This window comes from Microbacterium sp. STRO-2N (assembly GCF_057747775.1).
The window spans coordinates 978,959-999,952 of the sequence record NZ_CM173223.1 but is presented as its reverse complement, the minus strand read 5'-3'; the positions used below and the strand labels follow the sequence as shown (position 1 = coordinate 999,952).

Below are 20,994 nucleotides of genomic sequence, written 5' to 3'. Positions count from 1 at the left end.
CGATTGTTAACGTTACCAGTCACGCGAAGGAGCGAGATATGCGTTCACCCATCCCCCTGCGGTGCGGGGCCGTGCCGATCGTCGTCGCCGCGACGGTCGGCGCACTGCTCGCGGCATCCCCCGCGACCGCCGACGACACCGCGGCGCCGACCTCGGGCTGCGGCCTCGTCGACAGCACGATCACCGCGACCGCCGCGGTCGACCAGGAGCGCACGGCGGCGTTCGCCGAGTACGGCGACTCCGGCGTCGGCTGGACCGGCGGCGACAGCACGTACTCGCTCGAGCTCGAAGACGGCAGACAGGCCTGGTTCTTCTCCGACACCTTCCTCGGACCGGTCGACGCCGACCTCGGCCGGCCGACGTCGACACCGTTCCTCAACAACTCGATCGTCGTGGACGACGGCGGCGCGCTCTCGACCGTCACCGGCGGGACGCCGGACGCGCCCGAATCGATCGTCGGCCCGACGCCCGAGGGCAACTGGCACTGGGTGGGCGATCCCGAGCTCACCAAGCGGGGCGACGTGCAGATCCCGCTGCTCCAGTTCGAGAAGTTCGGTCCCGGCATGTGGGACTGGGGCTGGAAGAGCAACCGGCTCGCGACCCTGGACGGCTCGACGCTCGAGCTGCAGTCGATCACCGAGCTGCCCTCGAGCGCCGGCATCAACTGGGGCTCGTGGACGCTTGCCGAGGGCAACACCACCTACATCTACGGCATCAAGGACATCGAAGGCGTGCGGTCCGCGTTCCTCGCCCGCGCGGCCGGCGGCGACCTGTCGAAGCGCTGGATGTTCTGGAGCGGCGCGGCCTGGTCGCCCCGCGAGGCCGACGCCGTGCCGGTCGCCTCGTACGTCGCGAACGAGTTCAGCGTCGCCCCTTACCGCGACGGGTACCTCATGGTCACGCAGGACACCAGCGAGGTCTTCAGCACCCGCATCGTGGCTCAGGTGTCGTGCTCGCCGACGGGCCCGTTCGAGGTCGCCGCCGAGCTCTACCGGACGCCCGAAACGGGCCTGTGGGGCTCATATGGCAACGCGAACATCTTCACGTACAACGCGCACGAGCACCCGGAGGACCGCGAAGGCGACTCGCTGCTCGTCACGTACAACGTCAACAGCTTCGACAGCGACGAGCTGTACGACGACGTCACGATCTACCGTCCGCGCTTCGTCGACGTTCAACTGACCGTGACGCCGTAGCCGCGTTCGTCGCGACGCCACGCCACAGCGCGGCCCACTGCTCGGGCCGCAGGTCGCGCGGCAGGCGGTGGTCGGCGATCCCCAGCTCGCCGACCACCGCTCGCGCCTGCGCGCGGGTCAGGCCGCCGCTGCGCTGCACGAGGGCGACGAGCCCGTTCCCGGGGCCGGTGAACATGTCGCGCACGAACCGCTCGTACGCGGCCCGTTCGCGCGGGTCGACCAGCGGCGAGCCCCGGCGCGCGATGCTCAGGATGCCGCCGTCCACGCTCGGCATCGGACGGAAGTGCCGTGCGGGCACGCGGCCGTGCAGCGCGAACTCGAACCACGGCGCCGCCTGGGCGCTCAGCATGGTGCCGCCGCCGACGCCGGCGCGCTTGCGCGCGACCTCCCATTGCGTGAGCAGGATGGCGTGCCGCCAGCCGCGACGCGACAGCATCCGTCGCAGGATCGGCGTGGTGAGGTGATACGGCACGTTGCCGACGAGGACGGGACGATCGAGCGGGTGCCGCATCGCATCGGCGTGCTGCACGCGAACGCGCGGCAGGCGCCGGCGCAGCGTGCGGACGCGGTGCTCGTCGATGTCGATGGCGACGAGATCGCGCCCGAGCCCGGCGAGCGGGATCGTGAGCGCGCCGTCGCCGGCGCCGATCTCGAGGATGGGCCCCTCGGTGGCGGCGACGAGATCGACGATGCCGCGGATCGTGGGGCGGTGGGTGAGGAAGTTCTGGCCGAGTTCGTGGCGGCCGCCGTGAACGGAACGGTGAGGGTGGTTTCGCATGCGAGCGCTCCAGGAAACGAGGGTTGGAGCACCCCGACGCGGGCGTCGATCGACGAGCCGGGAACCGGCGGAGAAGGGGACGCGCGTCCGGGGTGCGGGGACTCCCGGATGACGGCGCGGTTACGCGAGGACCAGCGAACGCGCCGTCAGGCGCGGCGGTCGCGGATGTAGAAGGCGCACGCCGTCATCGGCGCGCTGCAGATCGTTCCCATCCCGCCATCCTAACCCGTAGCACTCGCCCCGGAGGGTCGCAGTCCCGGCGGCGGAAATGTCAGCGCGGCCGTCAGGGCCTCGCCTCGATCACCCGGTTGAACGGCGTCTCGGCGACGCTGCGGAAGCGGGTGAACCCGCCGGCGGCCGTGACATCGCGGATGCGGGCGGGCCCGGCCTGGGTGCCGAGCGCGAGTCCGACATCCTGTGACAAGGACGACGGAGTGCACAGCAGCGTCGAGAAGCCGTAGTACGCGCGTCCGACCGGGTTGAGGTTGTCCTCCACGTGGTCGCCGGCCATCGGCTCCACGATCATCCAGGTGCCGTCGTCGGCGATCGTCTCGCGAACGTGCCGCGCGGCGCCGACGGGATCGCCCATGTCGTGCAGGCAGTCGAACATCGCAATCAGGTCATACTTCGCACCGTCGGGTGCCGGGCCGAACTCCTGCGCCGAGGCGACGTCGAAGCGAACGCGATCCTCGACGCCTGCCTCGGCCGCGCGCGCCCGAGCGGTCTCGATGGACTCCGCGTGGTAGTCGGAGCCGATGAAGCGCGAGTTCGGGAACGCCTGGGCCAGCAGGATCGTGGATGCCCCGTGCCCGCAGCCGACGTCGGCGACGAGCGCGCCGGCCTCGAGCTTCTCCCGCACACCGTCGAGCGCGGGGATCCATGAGTCGACGAGGTTGGCGTGGTAGCTGGGGCGGAAGAAGCGCTCGCACCCGACGTGCACATCGGTGTCGTGCTGGTGCCAGCCATAGCCGGCTCCGCTGCGCGCAGCGTCGACGATGTGCTGCGTGTCATGGACGGTGCCGAGCGCGATCTGGAAGAAGCCCGGCAGGAACGCCGGGCTGTCGGCATCCGTCATCGCCAGCGCATGCTCGGGCGGCAGCGTGTAGCGCCGCGTCGCCGCGTCGTACGTCACGTAGCCGCCGGCCGCCTGGGCATTCAGCCACTCGCGGGCATACGGCTCGGCGGTCTGCGTGCGCGCGGCGAGCTGCGCCGGCGTCGTCGGCCCGTGGGCGGCGAGGTCACGGTAATAGCCGAGCTTGTCACCCATGACGACGAGCGCCGCGTTGAGCGTCGCGCCGACCTCGTCGACCGCTTTGAAGACGAAGCCCATGAGCTTGTCGGTGTCGATGGCGACATTCGCGCTCGCAGCGGGTTCGTGGGTTTCGGCGCTGGTATCGGCAGTGGTGGACATCATTGTCTCCTTCGTCGGAAGCGTGCGGATCTCTCGACGGTAGGGAGCAGGAGACGGATGCCGCATCCGGGGGCCTCCCTAGTCCTGCCGCGCAGTCCTACACTCGGGGCATGCTGGTGGGTCGGCAGCCCGAGCAGCAGGCGATCGATCGTCTGGTCGCCGCTGCCCGCCTGGGAACGAGCGGCGTCCTCGCGCTCACCGGAGAGGCCGGTGTCGGCAAGACGGCGCTGCTCGACCACGCGATCGCGGCGTACCCCGATATGCGGGTGCTGCGGGCGACCGGCCTCGAGTCCGAGCGCGAGATCCCGTTCGCCATGCTGCTGCAGCTCGTGCGCCCGGCGCTGACGGCGCTCGACGGCATCCCGCCGGTGCAGGCGGATGCTCTTTCGGCGGCTCTCGCCCTCCCTCACGCCTCGACAGCAGGATCGAAGGACGGCCGCGACCGGTTCACCATCGGCGCCGCGGTGCTGAGCCTCATCTGCCGCTACGCCGAGGACGGCCCGGCCGCTGTCGTCGTCGACGACCTGCACCTGGCCGACACGCCGTCCGCGCACGCGCTCCTGTTCGCCGCACGCCGGCTCGCCGCCGACGCGGTGATCGCTCTGTTCGGCGTGCGCAGTCCCGAGGGCGATCACGTCGTCGCAGGGCTCCCCATCCTGCCGGTGGGCGGTGTGGACCTCGAGGCGGCACGCCTGCTGATCGCCCGCGCACGGGGGCACGAGGAGTCCGATGAGCACGTGCGCCGGCTGCATCGCGCGACCGCGGGCAATCCGCTCGCACTGCTGGAGCTCGGCAGCGCCGACCGCGACGTCGTCGAGAGTCTCGAGACCGGACTGCCGCTGCGGGTCCCACCCGCTCTCGTCGCAGCCTTCGGCAGGCGGGTCGACGGGATGGATGCCGAGACCCGAGCGGTGCTGCTGGTCGCGGCGGTGTGTGGTGGCGACATCCGCCTGGTCGCCGATGCGTGCGCCGATCTCGGGATCGACGTGACGCGGCTCAGCGAGGGCGAGGACGCCGGGCTCCTGTCCATGGTGCGGGGGCGGGTGGAGTTCCGCCATCCGCTCGTGCGCGCTGCGGTGTACTCGGGCGCATCGATGCAGGAGCGGCGTGCCGCACACCGGGCAGCCGCAGGCGCGACGCCGCCTGCCGATGTGGACCGGCGCGCGTGGCACCTCTCGGAGGCGGTCTGGCATCCGGACGCCGCCGTCGCCGACCTGCTCGCCGAGGCAGGCGAGCACGCCATCGCCCGCTCCGCGCACTCGGTCGCGTCGGGGGCGTTCGAGCGCTCCGCCCGCCTCTCCCCCGATGCAGTCGATCGGAGCGACCGGCTTCTGCGCGCTGCCGACGCCGCATGGATGTCGGGTGATGGCGAGCGCGCCCTCGCGCTGCTCGACGACGAGGCGCACACGCCGGGCGGTGTGCGCGAAGTCGAGCTGCGGGCGTCGATCGCGGCACGGAGCGGCTCGCTGCGCGCGGCCCTCGAGCTGCTGCTCGTCGCCGCCGCTTGCGCGCCGACCGCGGACGCCGAGACGATGGCTCTCGCCGACGCCGTTCACGCGACGTTCTACCTCGGCGACGCGCGGACGGCGGCGTCACTCGCCGACCGGCTGGACACGCTCCGCCCGCGCGTGCGGGACCCGCGCGCGCGGGCGCTGGGGCTGATGGCGACGGGGATGGCGCGGACCCTCGATGGTCATGGCGGCGGCGACGAGATCCGGGCGGCGGTTCCGCTGCTCGAGACCGATCCCGACCTGAGCCATGATCCGCGGCGGCTGTCATGGCTGCTCCTTGCGCCCCTCTTCCTGCGCGACGCGACCACCGGGACCCGACTGCGTGCGCTCGTCGACGAGGTGCGCGACGGCGCCGGAGTCGGAACGCTTCCCGCTGTGCTCTTCCACGTCGCGGTGGACGAGTCCACCACCGGCGCTTCGTGGCTGCGGGCAGAAGCCGACTTCAGCGAGGCGATCCGCCTCGCGACCGAGACCGGACAGGCGACCGAGCTGGCGATGTCACTCGCCGGGCTGGCGCGGCTGGACGCACGCGCCGGGCGGATCGAGGCGTGCCAGGCGCACTGCACACGGGCGCAGGAGTTGTGCGCTGCCCGCGACATCCATGTGGGCTCGGTCTGGGTGGCGCACGCGCGCGGGGACCTGGAGCTGTCGCTCGGTCATCCCCACGTCGCCGCCGAGCGCTTCGCGGAGCTGGTGGCGCTGCTCGAGGACCTCGCGCTGTCCGACGTCGATCTCGCACCCGGTCCCGAGCTGGCGGACGCGCTGGTACGCCTCGGTCGCGATGACGAAGCGGCAGCCGCTGCACGCGACTATCGCGCTCGCGCCGAGCGGAAGGGGCAGCCGTGGGCCCGCGCGCGGGCGCACCGCGCGATGGGGCTGACGGCAGCGGAGGGGGAGTTCGACGGCTGGTTCGATTCGGCGCTCAGCTGGCATGCGCAGACCCTCGACCGATTCGAGGTCGCGCGAACCCGGCTCGCGTACGGAGAGCGGCTGCGCAGGTCAGGCCGTCGTATCGATGCGCGCGTGCAGCTGAGAGAGGCGTTCGACGCCTTCTCGGAGCTCGGTGCCGCTCTCTGGTGCGGCCGGGCCGCCGCCGAGCTGAGCGCGACCGGCGAGCACGTTCGAGCCGCCGGCGATCGCGCGATCGCCGCGCTCACGCCGCAGGAGCTGCAGGTCGCATTGCTCCTCGCCGACGGCCGAACGACGCGAGAGGCCGCCGCAGCGCTGTTCCTCAGCCCCAAGACGGTCGAGTACCACCTCCGCAAGGTGTACACGAAGCTCGGCATCGGCTCGCGTGCCGAGCTCGCCGCCGTCCTCGTCGCGATGGCCGAGTGAACTCGGTGCCGGCTCCGGCGACGTCCGCCGCCGGAGCTACGCGGCAGCAGTCGTCAAGCCGAGCGCGGGCCGCAGCACGCGCATCCACTCGGCGTGGAACGCGCGGGAGACACCGGCCCTCCAGAACACCGCGTCGAAGCCGTGGAACGCGCCGGGCACGACGGTCAGGTCGCATGGCACGCCGGCCGCCCGGAGCCGACGGGCGTACTCGAGGTCCTCGTCGTGGAACAGGTCGAGAGTGCCGACTCCGATCCATGCGGGCGGCAGTCCACTCAGGTCTTCTCGCCGCGCGGGCACGACCGCCGAGCGGATGCCGGTGGCCGAGGCATCCGTTCCCAGATAGGCCGACCACGCGAAACGATTGCTCGCGGGCGACCACATGCGCATATGGCGCGCGTCGACGTCGTCGCGCAGGGCGGTGCGATCGTCGAGCATCGGGTAGACGAGCAGCTGGAAGACGGGCTGAGGCCCGCCCTCGTCGAGGAGCCGCTGCGCGAGTGCCGCCGCGAGGCCGCCGCCCGCGCTCGCGCCGCCGATCGCGATGCGCCCGGGGTCGATGCCGAACTCGTCGGCGCGGGCGACCAGTTCGCGGAAGCCGGCGACGAGGTCGTCGAGCGCCGCCGGCGCGGGGTGATCGGGCGCAAGGCGGTACGCGGCCGAGAACACAGCGATCCCCAGCTCGCGCGAGAGCGTGAGGTTGCTCACGTCGTCCTGCTCCGGCGTCCCGAGGATGAGGCCGCCGCCGTGGATCCACAGCAGGGCAGGGACCGGTGCGCGATCCGACCGCACGGGCCGGAACACCCGGTACGGCATCGCGCCTGCCGGGCCCGCGAACGGCACCGTCGTCACGTCGATGCCCGGGTCGGGCCGCATGCGCGGCGGGCTCAGGCGGAACATCCACAGCGTCCGCGGTCCGGCGCTCACCAGTGGCAGCCACCGCGCGGCCCTCAGGTCGGGGTGGAACGGCTCGGGCGGAGTCCTTCGCTGCACCGGACGATGCTATCCGGAGATGCCGGCTCCCCGCGCCTTCGCGAGCTTCCTGTCGCGCTCCTTCTGCTTGGCCTCGGCAGCCTGCAGCTCGCCCTTGAGGGTCGCGGCGGCGATGCCGTCGAGCACTCCCCCACTCGTCTCGCGGAAGACCCGCGCGTAGCGGATGCGGCTGAAGACGTCGACCATCGCCCCGTCGAGGTACCCGATCGCGATCCGCCCCAGCAGCCAGGCCGCCGCGAAGCCGTTGAGGATGCCGACGACGGCGGTGAGCCCGATGGTCCAGGCCGACGGCGCAGCGGCGGTCCAGAGGATCATGCCGACCGTGGGCAGCACGCCGATCGCGGTGAGGATGAGTGCGACCCACACGTGGATGCTGATGTTGCCGTTGGCGTCGTTCGGGCCCACGCGGCGACGCGGGTCGACACCGGGCGAGACGCCGATCGCGGAGGTGAGGATCGCGGCGCCGCACGCCGCACCGACCGTGGCGGGCAGCGCCGCCACGACGAACGGGATCGACCACCACGCCTGCGCGAGCACCACGAAGATGGCCGACACGACGAGCGCGCGCGGCAGGAACACGAGCACCATCGCCCACTGGCGTCCGCGGACGTCCGCCCGCACCGACCATGGGCTCTGTCCGACCACGTTCTGCCACACCGCGGAGCCGTCCTGGCCGTAGAGGTTGCACCCGGCCAGCGACACCATCACTGCGACGATCACACCCGAGAAGGCGGCGACGGGAGCCGTGTACCCGCCGAGGAGCGCGAACACGCCGATCGCGATGCCCGACCACACGGCCGTGCTCGATTCGAGGGCCCGCCATGCGTCTCGGCGCCACTGGCGCAGCTCCTTCATGACCACGGCGCCCGTGGGCGTCGCGGGAAGGATGCCCCCGCCGGCGACGAGTCCCGCCGATCGGGCGCGGCCCCGGCGGCGCTGCGTGCGCTGTTCGCGCGGCACGAGCAGCGGGAGGGCGGCAGCGATGACGACGGCATCGAGCGCGAGCAGCGCCAGCAGCAGCAGAGCCGCGCGTGCGACGTCTCCCTGTCCGGCCGCCTCCGCCGCGAGCACCGACCATGAGGTCGGGATCGCGTCGAGCACGGTGGTGATGGGCCCGGCCGGCAGACCTTCCCGCAGCAGCTGCGGGATGGACTGGAAGGCGACCGAGACGACCATCCACCCTGCGAACATGGCGGCGAAGAACAGGCCCCATTGCACGCCGGCGATCTCGATGCCGAGCCTCGTGCGCATCGCGGCCCCCAGCGCGCCGTAGACGAGCCGCGACATCGCGATGACGAACACCCACGTGAGCACCGCTCCCAGGACCGCGACCGCCACCGCGACGGCACCGAGCGCCGCGGTGTGCCACACGTTCGCCAGCAGCGCCACCAGGACATACGCGGCGGCGACGCCCACGAACACCGTCGCGAGCAGCCCTCGGCCCAGGGCCGAGCGCGAGACCGGGAGGAGCGCGAAGTAGTCGGCGCGGACGACCCCTGCGCCGCTCATGAGCACCGGACCGACGAGGGCGCCGACGAGCCACATGGCGAAGACGAGCGTCAGCACCGAGTGGCGTACCGCCGCATCGGGGGCGACCGCGACACCCGCCCACGTGGCGAGCACGAGCGCCCCGCCGATGACCCACCCGACCTTGCGCAGCCCCGCGGAGGTGTTGCGCAGCATCGCGAACTTGAGCGAGATCAGCCCCCGATCCATGCCAGCTCCTCCTCGTCGACGTCGGGCGCCCCGACGAGCTCCACGAAGCGGTCCTCGAGGCTCGCACCCGCGCGCACCTCGTCGAGGGTCCCCTGTGCGGCGACCCGGCCCTGCGCGACGATCGCGACGCGATCGCACAGCTGCTCGACGAGCGCCATGACATGGCTCGAGATGATCACCGAGCCCCCGGTCTCGGTGAAGCGGCGCAGGATCCGCGTCAGCACGCGCGCGCTGACCGGGTCGACCGCCTCGTACGGCTCGTCGAGCACGAGCACCTTCGGCGTGTGTAGGAGCGCGGTCGCGAGCCCGATCTTCTTGCGCATGCCCGTGGAGTACTCGCCGACGAGCGTTCCCAGGCTCTCGGCCTCGTCGAGCTCGAGGATGCGCAGCAGCTCGGCGCTGCGCGAGGCCACGATGTCGCTCGGCATGCCGCGGAACCGGCCCCAGTAGGTCAGCAGCTCGCCGCCGGTGAGGCGTTCGGGCAGCGCGAGCCCGTCGGGCAGGACTCCGAGGCGTCGCTTGGCCTCGACCGGATCGGCCCACACGTCGATGCCCTGCACGAACGCGTGTCCCGACGAGGGTCGCAGGAGCCCGACCGCCATCGACAGGGCGGTGGTCTTGCCGGCGCCGTTGGGCCCGACGAGGCCGAAGAACGATCCCATCGGCACCTGGAGGTCGATGTCGTCGACGGCGGTCTTGTCTCCGAAGTCGCGACGCAGCGCGCGCAGCTCGAGCGCGGGGACGTCGGGCGACGGCGAGTTGTCTTCGATGAGTGGCATGCCTCCACTCCATCGGCGGCTGCCGCCCGCCGCCACCGCCGATCGGCCACGATCCGTGGCCGATCGGCCAGCGATGAACGCCGCACGGATGCCGCGGCTGCGGCGGTTCGTATCATCGAGGCATGTCCGCCACGACCGAGGCGCCGGCGCCCGCATGGCGCCGGTCGGCCGCCGTGCTGTCTCCCGCGGTGGGGCGGACGAAACTGGAGTGGGTGACCGACTCGGTTCTGTTCGGGATCGCGGTTCTCCTGTGGATCCAGGTCGCGGTCCCCGCGACGAACCCCCAGCTGCCGGACTGGTGGCGGACGTGGGATCTCGCCCTCGGTGCGATCGCGACGGCATCGGTCTGGTGGACCCGCCGCTACCCGCTCGCGATCGGCCTGCTCATGGTCGTGCCGGGCGCACTCGCGATCGCAGCGGGTGCGGGCGCTCTGGTGTCGGTGTACCGCATGGGACTGCTCGCGCCGATCGGCGCCGCGCTCATCGTCACGGCCGTGCACATCCTGACCGCTCTGCCGTACCACCTCTTCCTGCCGCTGCCGGGGATGCCGTGGCAGGTGTGGGTTGCGCTGATCCCACTGCTCTACGCGCTGTGCGTCTGCATCGGACTGCTGGGCCGTGCGCGCCGGCAGCTGATCGTGGGTCTGCGGGCGTCGGCCGCCCGCGACCGCGAGCGGTACGAGGAGCGCCTCGCGACCATCCGCCGAGACGAGCGCCAGCGCATCGCCCGCGAGATGCACGACGTGCTCGCCCACCGCATCTCGCTGCTGTCGATGCACGCGGGCGCGCTGGAGTTTCGCGCGACGTCGCCCGCCGCTCCCACGCCGGCAGAGTTGCGGGACGCGGCGCGCGTCATCCGCGAGAACGCGCAGGCCGCCGTCGAGGACCTCCGCGAGCTGCTCGGGCTTCTGCGCAGCGACGACGAGCTCGCCACCGGCGCGCCCCAGCCGCGCCTGACGGATCTGCCCCGTCTGATCGACGCCGCCGTCGCCGCGGGGCAGCGTGTGCAGTTCATCAACGACGTGCGCGCCGACCGCTTGCGCGACACGACGCAGCGGACGGTCTACCGGGTCGTGCAGGAGGCCCTCACGAACGCGCGCAAGCACGCGCCGCATGCTCCGGTGACGGTGCGGCTCACGCAGGACCGCTCCCAGGTGACGGTGATGGCGTCGAACCCGGTGCCTCCCGGCGTGACCATCCACGATCTGCCGCGCGACGGCAACGGGCTGGTCGGCCTCCACGAGCGGGTGCGACTCGACGGCGGGTGGTTCGACACGACGATCCGGGGCGGCGAGTTCGTGCTGCGCGCCGAGCTGCCGACAGGAGCCTCATGACGGTCCGCGTCCTCCTCGTCGACGACGACCCGCTCGTGCTCGCGGGCCTGCGCATGCTGCTCGCCGGCGACCCGGGCATCGACGTCGTCGCCGAGGCGTCCGACGGCGATGAGGTCGCGGTCCAGGTCGCGGACACTCGTCCTGATGTCGTGCTGATGGATATCCGGATGCCGCGCCTCGACGGCATCGCCGCGCTGCGTGACCTGCGCGCCGGTCCCGGCCCGCACCCCGCGGTCATCATGCTCACCACGTTCGGAGCGGAGCCCGTCGTGCTCGACGCGCTCCGGGCCGGAGCCTCCGGATTCCTGCTGAAGCACACGCCGCCGGACCGCATCATCTCGGCGATCCATGCCGCCTCGACCGGCGAGGCGGCGGTGTCGCCGGCCGTGCTGAAGCAGCTCATAGAGCAGGTCGCCGGCGGGGTCCCGGCCCCTCCGAAGGACTCGCTCGCGGGGCTGAGCGAGCGCGAGCGCGAGGTGGCGCTCGCCGTAGCAGACGGGCTCGGCAACGCCGAGATCGCCGAGCGGCTCTACCTGTCGGTGGGGAGCGTCAAGGCGCATATCTCGAGCGCGCTGTCGAAGCTGGGCCTCGATAACCGCGTGCAGCTCGCGATCGCCGCGCACGAGTCGCGCGGCTGACGGTCAGAGCGCCTGCGCCGCCGCGAAGGTGTCGCTCGGGTCGAACCGGCGCTTGAGTTCACGCAGGCGCCCCGCCGCCTCGCCGAAACCGGCGGTGCGGTCCGCGCCGGCACCGTCGATGAAGGTGAGCAGCAGGTTGCCCGCCTCCCATGGCTCGAAAGCAGCAAGACCTGCCTTGACCGCGGCATCCGCGCCCGGCATCGCCTCGGGAACCGGCACCATCGCCACGGTGTGGGCGAGGTACGCCCCCGTGGCCGAGCCGACGGCGCCGGCGTGCTCGGGACGCCGCCCGATCGCACCGCCGAGATGACGCAGCTCGGCGAAGAAGACCCCCGGCGTTGCTCCTGCCGCCAGGAACCCGTCGACGGCTGCGGGCGGGAGTTCGGCCAGCACGGAGTGCGCCGTGACCGCCGGGGTCGGTCCGGGCGGGTCCATGTGCACCGCGACGAGGCCAGCGGCCGGGATGCGCGCGAACGTGTCCATCTCGGGTGCGAGCGCACGGAGCGGCTCGAGAAGGGCGGATGCCGCGGCATCCGTCTCGAGGATGGCTCCGTCGATCACGACGACCGAGCGGCCCGACAGGAACGGGGGCAGCTCGGGCATCGGCGGGAAGTTCATGATGCGCAGGGTCGTCGTCGCCGACTCGGGCGCCGTGGCGGTCCACGCCGCCCACGCGTGCGAGACGTCCGCGGCACGCGATGCGTCCCACAGCAGCATGCCCGCGAACACGTCGGCGTAGGGCAGCAGGTCGAGCTCGAGCGACACGACGACGCCGAAGGCGCCCGACCCCCCGCGCGCCGCCCAGAACAGGTCGGCGTTCTCGTCTGCGCTGGCGCGCACGAGGCTGCCGTCGGCGGTGACCAGCTGCACGGCACGCACGGTGTTGACGGCGAGTCCGTGCGTGCGGGCGTAGAACGACAGTCCGCCGCTCAGGGCGTAGCCGGCGACCGAGACGTCGCCCGCGCTGCCGTGGAGCGCGGTCAGCCCGTGCGGGGCCGCCGCTTCGACGACATCGTTCCAGAGGGACCCGCCGAGCACGCGTGCCGTGCGGGTGGCGGGGTCGACGGTCACGCCGCGGAGCCCCGCGAGCGAGATGAGCACGACGTCCGACAGGTCGGTGTCGGCGAGCGCGAGCGCGGCGTGGCCGGTGGACTGCGGCGCGACGCGGAGTCCGGATGCCACAGCCGCACGCACGGCCTCGACGACCTCTTCAGCGGTCTCGGGGCGGACGACGGCGAACGGACGCTGGTCGACGGCGACGTTCCACGGCACGCGCGCCGGGTCGTAGCCCGCGTCGCCGGCGAGGAGGACGCGGTCGCCGAGGGCCGCCCGCAGCGAGGCAGCACGCTCGTCGGTCGTGGTGGTGATGTCGGAGAGAGTCATGGGGGCTCCTGGTTCTGAGTCGAATGGGCCTCCGTCACTCTGGCCGGTGTCGGCGCGGGAGACCATCCCAGGTCATGAGGGATTCCGGCCCTCCCAGATACCTGGGATAGCGGCGGACGGCGCGGCAGGAGCACACTGATGCCATGGCCTCGGCACTGGCGGTCGGTCGCGCGCGCAGCGACATCGACGTGATCTCGCGCGCCGGACTGCCGCTGCACAGCTTCATGGATGAGGCGGCCGCCACGCTGCAGAACGTCGTGCCGTTCGTCGCCGCGTGCATCTCGACGCTGGATCCGGCGACGACGATGGTGTCGAGTGCACGCAAGCTCGGCGAGCTCGACGGCCGCAACGAGCGAGACATCGCGTGGTCGCAGATCGAGTACGGCAGCGACGACCCGACGTCGATCACGGCGATGGTCGCAGCAGGTCAGATCGCGATCGGCGTGCATCGCGTCACGCGCGGCGTGCTGGACCGCTCGGTGCGCATGTCGGAACTCCTCGTGCCGCACTTCGACTTCCGCGACGAGGCGCGCGTCGTCTTCAGCGACCGCAACGGCGCGTGGGGGCACATCTCGCTGTTCCGCGGCGACGACGATCCGGCGTTCGGTGTCGACGAGCTCGACTTCCTCTCCGCGGTGGCGCCCGCGTTCACCCGTGGCTTCCGCACCGGGCTGCTCGCCCAGCTCGACAGGACGGATGCCGCCTCCCAGTCGGGTCCGGCCGTGATCGTGTTCGATGCGCACGACCGCATCGTGCAGTCGACGCCGGGCGCACAGGCGCACCTCGCGCAGATGGCCTCGGCGCCGGGCATGGGTGATCCGCTGACGTCGGTGCAGGCGCTCGTCAGCGGTGCGCGCCGCTACGCACGAGGAGAGATCGAGCGGATGCCGCGGATCCGCGCCCGCACGGACGACGGCGTGTGGCTCGTGCTGCATGCCTCGCCGCTCGGCGGCGCCGGCGAGCGCGCCGGTGACGTCGTGGTGACGATCGAGGAGGCGCGGCCGCAGGAGGTGATCGACCTCGTCGCGGCGGCGTTCGAGCTCACCATGCGCGAGCGTGACGTCGTGGCGATCGTGCTGCGCGGCGCCGACACCCGCGAGATCGCGGCCGAGCTGCATCTGTCGCCCTACACCGTTCAGGACCACCTCAAGTCGATCTTCGACAAGGCCGGGGTCGCGAGCCGCCGCGAGCTCGTCGCGCGCGTGTACTTCGACCAGTACGTTCCCCGGATCGGATCCGGGATCGGTCCGAGCGGCTGGTACGCGGGCTGACCGTGGCCGATCAGCCGCCACCCGGGTGGTACGACGACGGCACCGGCAAGCAGCGCTGGTGGGACGGCTCGCGCTGGACCGAGCAGTTCGTCGACCTGCGTGATCCCCGCACCGAACTGCGGACGGATGCCGGCCCCGCCGCCGCGGGCACGGCGGGGCCCGGCTGGTACGACGACCATCGCGGGCGGCGGCGATGGTGGGACGGACGGCGCTGGACGAGCGCGGTCCGCTACAGCGGCCAGGAGCAGCAGCTCTCGGGCGTCGTCATCGACGGCCGCTGGATCCACTTCGGCGACCTGAGCCAGCCGGTCGGCGAGGTCGCGGCATCCGTCGACACGGGCGATGCGCTGCTCCGGCGCCCGGACTTCACGCGCACCGCGGTCGAGCGACGCCTGTTCGGACCGGGCGGACCGGTCACTCCGCGCACGCTGAACCGCGCGATCGCGCGGAGCGCGCTCCACCTCGTGATCGCGGGGCCGCAGGTGTGGGTGGCGCCCGTACCGCCGGGAGATGATGCCGAGGCCCGGCGCTTCGCCGGATGGGTCAACGCGAGCGCGCAGCACTACCGCTACGGCTGAGGCCTACTGCTTCGTCGCGCGTTCGATCGACATCACGAGGATCACGCGGTCGGCCTTGTCGCGCGGAGGCGTCGAGCTGGGGTTGCCGTACCGGTTCTGCAGTCGCACGTAGAACGCGCCCTCCGGGTCGAGGATCTCGTCGACGAGGCGTCCCGCGACCTCGAGATAGTGGAACGGGTTGCCGGGGTCGAGGATCGACAGCGACATCGACGGGTTGTGCTGCAGGTTGCGGTACTTCTGGCGGTAGTTGGTGTGCGTGAACCGGATGTGCTCGCCGTCGAACTCGAACCACATCGGGTTGACCTGCACGGTGTCGTTCGGACGGATGGTTCCGAGGTGGCCGTAGACGGGGAGGTCGAGCAGATGGCGACGGTCAGCGGGGACGATGTCATCGACAGAAGGCATGTGTTCCATCCTGCCGTGACGCGGCGGCACCCAGCCGCGTCACGGGTCACTCGGGCAGGTCGAGCGGGATCTCGCGATCGGGATCCCACGGCTCGGTCCAGCCGAGGCGGTCGAACAGCCCGTCGAGCACCATGCCGGTGAAGCCCCACACGAGGTGCTCACCGCTCGCGTGCCGCACGAGGAACCCGGGCCCTCTCCATTCCTGGCCGTCGCGGCGGATCACCGTCGAGCCGCGGTTCGCAGGGTCGAGGAGATCGGCGACCGGCGCGCGGAACACCGCGGCGGACTCGGCCTCGTCGACCACGCGGACGGGCGACGGATGCCGCCACCACGCGAGCACCGGAGTCACGAGGTGCTGCGAATACACCAGAGGGATGTTCTCGAGCGTGCCGAGCACGTCGACGCCGGCGGTGTCGAGTCCCGTCTCTTCGCGCGCTTCGCGGAGGGCGGCCGACACGGGTCCGTCGTCGCCGGGGTCGACACGACCTCCGGGGAAGGCGACCTGGCCGGGATGCGAGCGGAGCGTCGTGGCGCGAGCCAGCATCAGCACGTCGAGGTCGCGCGAGACGGCGCGGGACTGCGCGTCGTGGTCGCTCGGCAGCGAGTCGAGCACACCGAACAGGATCAGCACCGCGGCCGGGCGGGAGTCCGCGGGCGTCGGCACGCCGGCGAACGCCGGGAATCCATCACTCCCCCGTGCAGCCGCCGCCGCTTCGGCGAGCGCGACCAGTTGCGACCGCGCGCTGAGGAGGCGGTGTGTCGGCGAGGAGGAAGGCACCGGCATCCGTTCAGGGTACGCCCGCCCGCCGACACGGGGTCGCGATGGTGCCAGACCTCCTCAGCCGCGGAAGTACACCTCGGCGACCCGTGCGAGGTCCCACAGGTCGCTGACGCCGGCGAGCTCACGCGCGGAGTGCATCGACAGGATCGGGATGCCGACGTCCACGGTGCGGATCCCGAGACGGGTCGCGGTGATCGGTCCGATCGTCGAGCCGCACGGCACGGAGTTGTTCGAGACGAACTCCTGACTCGTGACGCCGGCGGCGGAGCACCAGGCGTTCCAGGCGGCAGCGCCCGCGGCATCCGTCGCGTAGCGCTGGTTCGCGTTGATCTTGAGGATCGGACCCGACCCGAGCACGGGCTGCACGACCGGATCGTGCTTCTCGGCGTAGTTGGGGTGGACGGAGTGGCCGACGTCGCTCGAGACGCACCACGACGCGGCGAGCGAACGCAGCTGCTGCTCGCGGTCGGCGCCGAGCGACATCCAGACGCGTTCGAGCACGTCGGAGAGGAAGGGTCCTGCCGCGCCTGACCGGGTGCCGGAGCCGACCTCTTCGTGGTCGAACACCGCGAGCATCGCGATGTGGTCGGCGTCGAGGTCGGCGGAAGCACGCTCGAGTGCGACGACGCCCGCGTGCACCGAGGCGAGGTCGTCGAGGCGGCCCGATGCGAAGAACACGTCGTCGAGGCCGAAGGTCGCACCGCGGGCGGCGTCGGCGGTGACGATGTCGTAGCCGCGGATGCGCGCGGGATCCACCCCCGCCTCGCGGGCGAGCTCGCCGAGGATGTCCGCGGAATCGGCCTGGCCGAGGCCCCACACCGGCTGCGTCTGCGACTGCTTGTCGAGCGCGAGGTGGTCGTTGGCGTCGCGGTCGAGGTGGATCGCGAGCTGCGGCAGGCGCAGCAGCGGTCCGGTCGCCGTGAGCACCGTCGTTCCGTCGTCGAGCGCGAGGCGTCCGGCGAGGCGCAGCTCGCGGTCGAGCCACGAGTTCAGCAGCGGGCCGCCGTAGATCTCGACCCCGGCCTGCAGCCAGCCCAGTCGACCGGTCGTCGGCTTGGGCTTGAGCTTGAAGCCCGGTGAGTCGCTGTGGGCGCCGAAGATGCGCACGCCTGTCGCGGCGGTCGCCGTCGCGGGCACGACCCACGCGATCGCGGCGCCGTCGCGCACGACCACGAACCGCCCGGCGGCCGGTGCTGACCACGATTCCCCTTCATCCAGGCGGGTGAACCCGGCGGCTTCGAGACGCCGTGCGACCTCGGCCGCCGCGTGGAAGCTCGACGGCGACGCTGCGACGAATGCGGCGAGATCCTCGGCGTGCGCGAGCGCGGCCGTGGCGGTGACGGATGCTGCGGGCGCGGGCGCTTCGGGCACGGACGAGTCTCCTCCGGGTGGGGCGGGCGGTGCTTCGATCGTAGTTCGGGAGCGGCTACGCGCTCCGGAGCACCTTCTCCATGGGCCTGCCCTTCGCGAGCTCGTCGACGAGCTTGTCGAGATAGCGGATCTTCTGCATGAGCGGGTCTTCGATGCTCTCGACGCGCATGCCGCAGACGACGCCGGTGATGAGCGATGCGTTCGGGTTGAGCTTCGCGTCGGCGAAGAAGTCCTCGAACGTGGTGTGCTCGTCGAGGTGGCGTCGCAGCTCGGCATCGTCGAACCCGGTGAGCCACTCGATTGCGCGGTCGAGCTCTGCGGTCGTGCGTCCCTTGCGCTCCACCTTCGTCACGTAGAGCGGGTAGACGGCGGCGAAGCTCGTGGTGAAGATGCGGTGCACGTCGCCAGCGTAACGCGGCGCGGCAAGCGATGTCGCTGGGCACGCAGCCCCGTGATCTGGCCTTTTCGCGGGCGCGTTGGCGTCCACCGCTCCCATGTAACGTTCAGGTAACGCACCGGAAGCGCCCAGACAGGGCTACCAGACTCGGGGACTTGTGCCCGCCCGAACGGGTACAGCGCGCCGCGACGGCGCCTCGTCGATACGGAACCCGGTCTATTCATGCGCACCCAGTCGTCCATCCTGCCCTCGCGTCGCTCGCTCCGCCGCGCCGAACGCCGCCTCCGCCGCCGCCCTGTCCTGATCGCCTCGACGCTCGCCGTCGGCATCCTGGCGGCGGCGAGCTTCACCACGGCCGCGCCGACGGCGCAGGCCGAGGCATCGGCGGCTTCCACCGAGCGGCTCAGCGGCTTTGCGCTCGCGTCGTACACGACGCCCGTGCAGACGCCGGCCGCGCAAGCCGAGGAGTCAGACGCACCCGCCGCGCCGGAGGACGTGCGCGCCGCGGCGGATGCCGCGATCAGCGCCGCACAGACCGTGACGGCCGACATCACGGCGTCGGGCCTCGACATCGGCGTGCCCGTCGTCACGGTCGACACGGCTGCGCTCGAGGTCGCCCTGCAGGGGCTCGACCGTGCCGAGAACCTCCCCGCCGCGTACGTGGCGGACTACGCAGAAGTCGTGACGACAGAGACCGCCGCCGTCAGCGAGCAGGTCAGCGGACTGCGCGGCAAGCTCGACGCCGCGATCGCGCTGAAGGCCCAGCAGGAGGCCGAGGAGAAGGCCCGCCGCGAGGCGGAGGCCGCAGCGGCCGCAGCGGCCGAGGCGGCGAAGAAGGCGAGCGCACGCCCTTCCGCGCCGAACCCGGTGTACGCGACGGGTGGTGCTGTGGGCGGCACGAGCCCCGCCGACGCCCAGGCGACGGCACGAGGCATGATCGGCGGCTACGGCTGGGGCGACGATCAGTTCGCGTGCCTCGTGTCGCTGTGGGACAAGGAGTCCGGCTGGAACTACCAGGCGTACAACCGCTCGAGCGGTGCGTTCGGCATCCCGCAGGCCCTGCCCGGCAGCAAGATGTCGACGGCCGGCGCCGACTGGCAGACCAACCCTGCGACGCAGATCGCGTGGGGCCTCGGGTACATCTCGGGTCGCTACGGCTCGCCGTGCGGCGCGTGGGGTCACTCGCAGTCGGTCGGCTGGTACTGAGCGACTCGACGATCGCCGAGGCGGAGTGACGCTCCCGTCTACTCCGCCTCGGGGACCGGCGTCTGCTGGTACAGCGCGAGACGCCAGCCGCTGCTGTCACGGACGTACACGCTCGACATGAGGGCGACGAACGCGGGACCGCCGGCGGCACGGAACGCCCGACCGGTGTAGACCAGCGCGGCGGCGTCCGCTCCCAAGGCGATGAGCCGCTCCTCACTGATCTCGTAGCTGCTCCACGCGGGCGCGTCGCGCAGGGACTCCACGACCGCGTCACGGTTCAGCGCGGAACCATCGGCGAGGAGCATCATCCCGTCATCCGTCATCAGTCGTCCGTAGAAGGCGTCGCCGGAGCCGTCGCACAACGACGTCCACCCGGCCTGTTCGAGTCGCAGCAGTTCGGTCATGAGAGTCGTCATGCGTCGAGCGTCTGCCACGCGACGTCGGAGGGGCAAGGGGCTTGCGGTGGATCGAGCCGAGACCACCGCATCAGCCGGGGCGCCGGGCCGGCACCGACCGCATCAGAACGGGGCGTCCCCATCCAGCGATGGACGGAACACCGGTACCCGTCGTTCGGGTTGTACCACGTACTGTCTGCCTGCCGGGGACGTCCACTCCAGGGCGCCCCCGCTGCCGGGCACTTGTCTCACCTGCCACCCACCGTGATGTTTCACACGGTGATGCCCTCGGCAGATCGGCGCCAGGTTGCCGAGCGACGTGGTCCCGCCGTCTTCCCACGCGAGGGTGTGGTCGATCTCGCACCGCGAGGCCGGCATACCGCAGCCTGGCCCCATGCATCGATCGGCCCGCCACATGACGATCCGCCGGAGCGACGGCGGAGTCCGGTAGAGATCGCGGCCGACCGACAGCACCGCTCCCGTCTCGGGATGGATGAGGATCCGCATCCAACCGTCTGCTCCGCCGCACAGCTCGCGCGCCCGCTGGAGCGGGATCGGCCCGATGCCCTCGACCACCGCCGGGTCGAGCCCGGCCCTGGCGCGCTCGGCATCGTCCTCTGCGAGGAGCGCAAGTGCCGGGACGGTCACCGCAACCGTGGCCCGGATGCCGCGCACCTCGTCGGGCTGCAGATCGGTGCGCCCCTCGATGAGGAGATCGCACATGACGTCGGCGCGCACTTGGGCGAGCGTGCGAGTCTCGCCTTCCTGAGCGACGATCGCCTTCGCCATCGCGGTCGCACGCGCATGAATCGCGCGTGCCTCGACAGCGGGTACGAAGAGGCTCACCCAAGCCATTGCGTCGTCCACCTGTTCGATCACGGCTCGCCGTTGCGCGAGAGCCGCCTCGTGACGTTCAGCCAGAGTGACGGACCGCGCCCGGTCGACGAGCATGCGCAACGCACGACGAAAGGTGCCGACCTGGTGTGTCTCGGCCAGCTCCACCGCTTGCGGCAGCAACGCGTCGCGCAGTTCGGGCTCCACCTCGTCCAGGCCGTTCACCAGGATCTCGGCGTGACGCTCGGTCATCGCGGCCCGCCCCAGTGATGCCAACACCGTCGGGTAGCGGTGCACCAGCGCCTCGGCCTGGCAGATCAGATCCCCGGCGGCGTGCTCGGTGATCCGCAACGCGGCTGCGAGTTCGAGGCGTAGGCCTCGCTCGATCACATCGGTCAGCTCGCGGCCATGCCGTGCGGCATCCTCCAGCGCTTCGCGGCGCATCGCGTCCACGCGCGCCAGTCGCTGCGCCGCGAAGACCGACATCATGTCGGCGACCTCGACCACGAGGTCCAGCGCATCGGGCACCGGGACCTCGGGAACGGCGTCGATCGACATGACTACAGAGTACGGCGGCCCTCCGACATTGCTTCGAGTTTCATCGGATCACACGGGTCCGCAGATCGGTCGTCTGTCCGAATGCTGAACACGACCGGCGCAGAGTGATGGTCCCGGTGGGTAGCCC

Annotated in this window: 19 protein-coding genes; 7 read left to right on the top strand and 12 right to left on the bottom strand. The window is 71.7% G+C overall.

Annotated elements, in window-relative coordinates; translation table 11 throughout:
* The first annotated feature begins 38 nt into the window (after nucleotides 1-38).
* Nucleotides 39-1,196 carry a DUF5005 domain-containing protein gene (locus AC3ANN_RS04495; protein WP_488339804.1) on the top strand — a complete coding sequence of 386 codons (1,158 nt, stop codon included), beginning with the start codon at nucleotides 39-41 and terminating at the stop codon, nucleotides 1,194-1,196.
* Here AC3ANN_RS04495 and erm read toward each other — a convergent pair.
* Both erm and AC3ANN_RS04485 read right to left on the bottom strand, forming a co-directional pair.
* A complete protein-coding gene (gene erm / locus AC3ANN_RS04490; protein ID WP_488339803.1) occupies nucleotides 1,144-1,974 on the bottom strand; it encodes a 23S ribosomal RNA methyltransferase Erm in 831 nt (276 codons plus the stop codon). The two genes, AC3ANN_RS04495 and erm, sit on opposite strands and share 53 nt — an antisense overlap.
* A gap of 283 nt (nucleotides 1,975-2,257) precedes the next feature.
* Nucleotides 2,258-3,385, bottom strand: coding sequence for a class I SAM-dependent methyltransferase (locus AC3ANN_RS04485; protein WP_488339802.1), 1,128 nt, complete (start codon nucleotides 3,383-3,385; stop codon nucleotides 2,258-2,260).
* 110 nt (nucleotides 3,386-3,495) lie between these two features.
* Here AC3ANN_RS04485 and AC3ANN_RS04480 point away from each other — a divergent pair, with 110 nt between their 5' ends.
* Nucleotides 3,496-6,231 (top strand): ATP-binding protein, encoded by a 2,736-nt coding sequence (locus AC3ANN_RS04480; protein ID WP_488339801.1) that lies wholly within the window; start codon nucleotides 3,496-3,498, stop codon nucleotides 6,229-6,231.
* 36 nt (nucleotides 6,232-6,267) lie between these two features.
* Here AC3ANN_RS04480 and AC3ANN_RS04475 read toward each other — a convergent pair whose 3' ends face one another.
* Genes AC3ANN_RS04475 through AC3ANN_RS04465 form a run of 3 tightly spaced genes read right to left on the bottom strand, consistent with a single transcriptional unit; the run spans nucleotide 6,268 to nucleotide 9,716 of the window.
* Nucleotides 6,268-7,221 carry an alpha/beta hydrolase gene (locus AC3ANN_RS04475; protein ID WP_488339800.1) on the bottom strand — a complete coding sequence of 318 codons (954 nt, stop codon included), beginning with the start codon at nucleotides 7,219-7,221 and terminating at the stop codon, nucleotides 6,268-6,270.
* Nucleotides 7,222-7,230: 9 nt separating this feature from the next.
* Nucleotides 7,231-8,937, bottom strand: coding sequence for a hypothetical protein (locus AC3ANN_RS04470; RefSeq protein ID WP_488339799.1), 1,707 nt, complete (start codon nucleotides 8,935-8,937; stop codon nucleotides 7,231-7,233).
* The gene (locus AC3ANN_RS04465) at nucleotides 8,922-9,716 is read right to left on the bottom strand and encodes an ABC transporter ATP-binding protein (RefSeq protein ID WP_488339798.1); all 795 of its coding nucleotides are present in this window, start codon (nucleotides 9,714-9,716) and stop codon (nucleotides 8,922-8,924) included. The genes AC3ANN_RS04470 and AC3ANN_RS04465 overlap by 16 nt, the downstream gene beginning before the upstream one ends.
* Before the next feature lie 122 nt (nucleotides 9,717-9,838).
* On the opposite strand from AC3ANN_RS04465, the gene AC3ANN_RS04460 reads away from it, so the two are divergent.
* A complete protein-coding gene (locus AC3ANN_RS04460) occupies nucleotides 9,839-11,050 on the top strand; it encodes a sensor histidine kinase (protein ID WP_488339797.1) in 1,212 nt (403 codons plus the stop codon).
* A complete protein-coding gene (locus AC3ANN_RS04455) occupies nucleotides 11,047-11,688 on the top strand; it encodes a response regulator (protein ID WP_488339796.1) in 642 nt (213 codons plus the stop codon). Before AC3ANN_RS04460 ends, AC3ANN_RS04455 begins: the two co-directional genes overlap by 4 nt.
* A gap of 3 nt (nucleotides 11,689-11,691) precedes the next feature.
* Here the strand turns inward: AC3ANN_RS04455 and AC3ANN_RS04450 are convergent, their stop codons facing one another.
* Complete coding sequence (locus AC3ANN_RS04450; protein ID WP_488339795.1) at nucleotides 11,692-13,071, bottom strand: FAD-binding oxidoreductase; 1,380 nt, start codon at nucleotides 13,069-13,071, stop codon at nucleotides 11,692-11,694.
* 143 nt (nucleotides 13,072-13,214) lie between these two features.
* On the opposite strand from AC3ANN_RS04450, the gene AC3ANN_RS04445 reads away from it, so the two are divergent.
* Both AC3ANN_RS04445 and AC3ANN_RS04440 read left to right on the top strand, forming a co-directional pair.
* On the top strand, nucleotides 13,215-14,342 hold the full coding sequence (locus tag AC3ANN_RS04445; protein ID WP_488339794.1) for a helix-turn-helix transcriptional regulator: 1,128 nt from the start codon (nucleotides 13,215-13,217) through the stop codon (nucleotides 14,340-14,342).
* A gap of 2 nt (nucleotides 14,343-14,344) precedes the next feature.
* Nucleotides 14,345-14,920: a DUF2510 domain-containing protein gene (locus AC3ANN_RS04440; RefSeq protein ID WP_488339793.1), complete on the top strand. Its 576-nt coding sequence runs from the start codon at nucleotides 14,345-14,347 to the stop codon at nucleotides 14,918-14,920.
* A 3-nt stretch (nucleotides 14,921-14,923) separates the two neighbouring features.
* On the opposite strand, the gene AC3ANN_RS04435 is transcribed toward AC3ANN_RS04440, so the two are convergent.
* Genes AC3ANN_RS04435 through AC3ANN_RS04420 form a run of 4 tightly spaced genes read right to left on the bottom strand, consistent with a single transcriptional unit; the run spans nucleotide 14,924 to nucleotide 17,877 of the window.
* Nucleotides 14,924-15,325, bottom strand: a complete 402-nt coding sequence (locus AC3ANN_RS04435; RefSeq protein ID WP_488339792.1) for a PPOX class F420-dependent oxidoreductase — start codon at nucleotides 15,323-15,325, stop codon at nucleotides 14,924-14,926.
* 46 nt (nucleotides 15,326-15,371) lie between these two features.
* Nucleotides 15,372-16,109: an NUDIX hydrolase gene (locus AC3ANN_RS04430; RefSeq protein WP_488339791.1), complete on the bottom strand. Its 738-nt coding sequence runs from the start codon at nucleotides 16,107-16,109 to the stop codon at nucleotides 15,372-15,374.
* Between the two features lie 54 nt (nucleotides 16,110-16,163).
* Nucleotides 16,164-17,477: a M18 family aminopeptidase gene (locus tag AC3ANN_RS04425; RefSeq protein ID WP_488339790.1), complete on the bottom strand. Its 1,314-nt coding sequence runs from the start codon at nucleotides 17,475-17,477 to the stop codon at nucleotides 16,164-16,166.
* Nucleotides 17,478-17,532: 55 nt separating this feature from the next.
* Entirely contained in the window at nucleotides 17,533-17,877 is a 345-nt protein-coding gene (locus AC3ANN_RS04420; protein WP_488339789.1) for a DUF2200 domain-containing protein, read from the bottom strand.
* A gap of 219 nt (nucleotides 17,878-18,096) precedes the next feature.
* On the opposite strand from AC3ANN_RS04420, the gene AC3ANN_RS04415 reads away from it, so the two are divergent.
* Entirely contained in the window at nucleotides 18,097-19,080 is a 984-nt protein-coding gene (locus AC3ANN_RS04415; protein ID WP_488339788.1) for an aggregation-promoting factor C-terminal-like domain-containing protein, read from the top strand.
* A gap of 38 nt (nucleotides 19,081-19,118) precedes the next feature.
* Here the strand turns inward: AC3ANN_RS04415 and AC3ANN_RS04410 are convergent, their stop codons facing one another.
* Both AC3ANN_RS04410 and AC3ANN_RS04405 read right to left on the bottom strand, forming a co-directional pair.
* Complete coding sequence (locus AC3ANN_RS04410; protein ID WP_488339787.1) at nucleotides 19,119-19,496, bottom strand: nuclear transport factor 2 family protein; 378 nt, start codon at nucleotides 19,494-19,496, stop codon at nucleotides 19,119-19,121.
* 102 nt (nucleotides 19,497-19,598) lie between these two features.
* Complete coding sequence (locus tag AC3ANN_RS04405; protein WP_488339786.1) at nucleotides 19,599-20,867, bottom strand: HNH endonuclease signature motif containing protein; 1,269 nt, start codon at nucleotides 20,865-20,867, stop codon at nucleotides 19,599-19,601.
* Nucleotides 20,868-20,994: the final 127 nt, after the last annotated feature.

Excerpts from the sequence above, each read along its gene's own strand:
- AC3ANN_RS04495 (WP_488339804.1), top strand. The coding sequence starts at position 39 with ATGCGTTCACCCATCCCCCTGCGGTGCGGGGCCGTGCCGATCGTCGTC.
- erm (WP_488339803.1), bottom strand. The coding sequence starts at position 1,974 with ATGCGAAACCACCCTCACCGTTCCGTTCACGGCGGCCGCCACGAACTC.
- AC3ANN_RS04485 (WP_488339802.1), bottom strand. The coding sequence starts at position 3,385 with ATGTCCACCACTGCCGATACCAGCGCCGAAACCCACGAACCCGCTGCG.
- AC3ANN_RS04480 (WP_488339801.1), top strand. The coding sequence starts at position 3,496 with ATGCTGGTGGGTCGGCAGCCCGAGCAGCAGGCGATCGATCGTCTGGTC.
- AC3ANN_RS04470 (WP_488339799.1), bottom strand. The coding sequence starts at position 8,937 with ATGGATCGGGGGCTGATCTCGCTCAAGTTCGCGATGCTGCGCAACACC.
- AC3ANN_RS04465 (WP_488339798.1), bottom strand. The coding sequence starts at position 9,716 with ATGCCACTCATCGAAGACAACTCGCCGTCGCCCGACGTCCCCGCGCTC.
- AC3ANN_RS04460 (WP_488339797.1), top strand. The coding sequence starts at position 9,839 with ATGTCCGCCACGACCGAGGCGCCGGCGCCCGCATGGCGCCGGTCGGCC.
- AC3ANN_RS04455 (WP_488339796.1), top strand. The coding sequence starts at position 11,047 with ATGACGGTCCGCGTCCTCCTCGTCGACGACGACCCGCTCGTGCTCGCG.
- AC3ANN_RS04450 (WP_488339795.1), bottom strand. The coding sequence starts at position 13,071 with ATGACTCTCTCCGACATCACCACCACGACCGACGAGCGTGCTGCCTCG.
- AC3ANN_RS04445 (WP_488339794.1), top strand. The coding sequence starts at position 13,215 with ATGGCCTCGGCACTGGCGGTCGGTCGCGCGCGCAGCGACATCGACGTG.
- AC3ANN_RS04435 (WP_488339792.1), bottom strand. The coding sequence starts at position 15,325 with ATGCCTTCTGTCGATGACATCGTCCCCGCTGACCGTCGCCATCTGCTC.
- AC3ANN_RS04430 (WP_488339791.1), bottom strand. The coding sequence starts at position 16,109 with ATGCCGGTGCCTTCCTCCTCGCCGACACACCGCCTCCTCAGCGCGCGG.
- AC3ANN_RS04415 (WP_488339788.1), top strand. The coding sequence starts at position 18,097 with ATGCGCACCCAGTCGTCCATCCTGCCCTCGCGTCGCTCGCTCCGCCGC.
- AC3ANN_RS04410 (WP_488339787.1), bottom strand. The coding sequence starts at position 19,496 with ATGACGACTCTCATGACCGAACTGCTGCGACTCGAACAGGCCGGGTGG.
- AC3ANN_RS04405 (WP_488339786.1), bottom strand. The coding sequence starts at position 20,867 with ATGTCGATCGACGCCGTTCCCGAGGTCCCGGTGCCCGATGCGCTGGAC.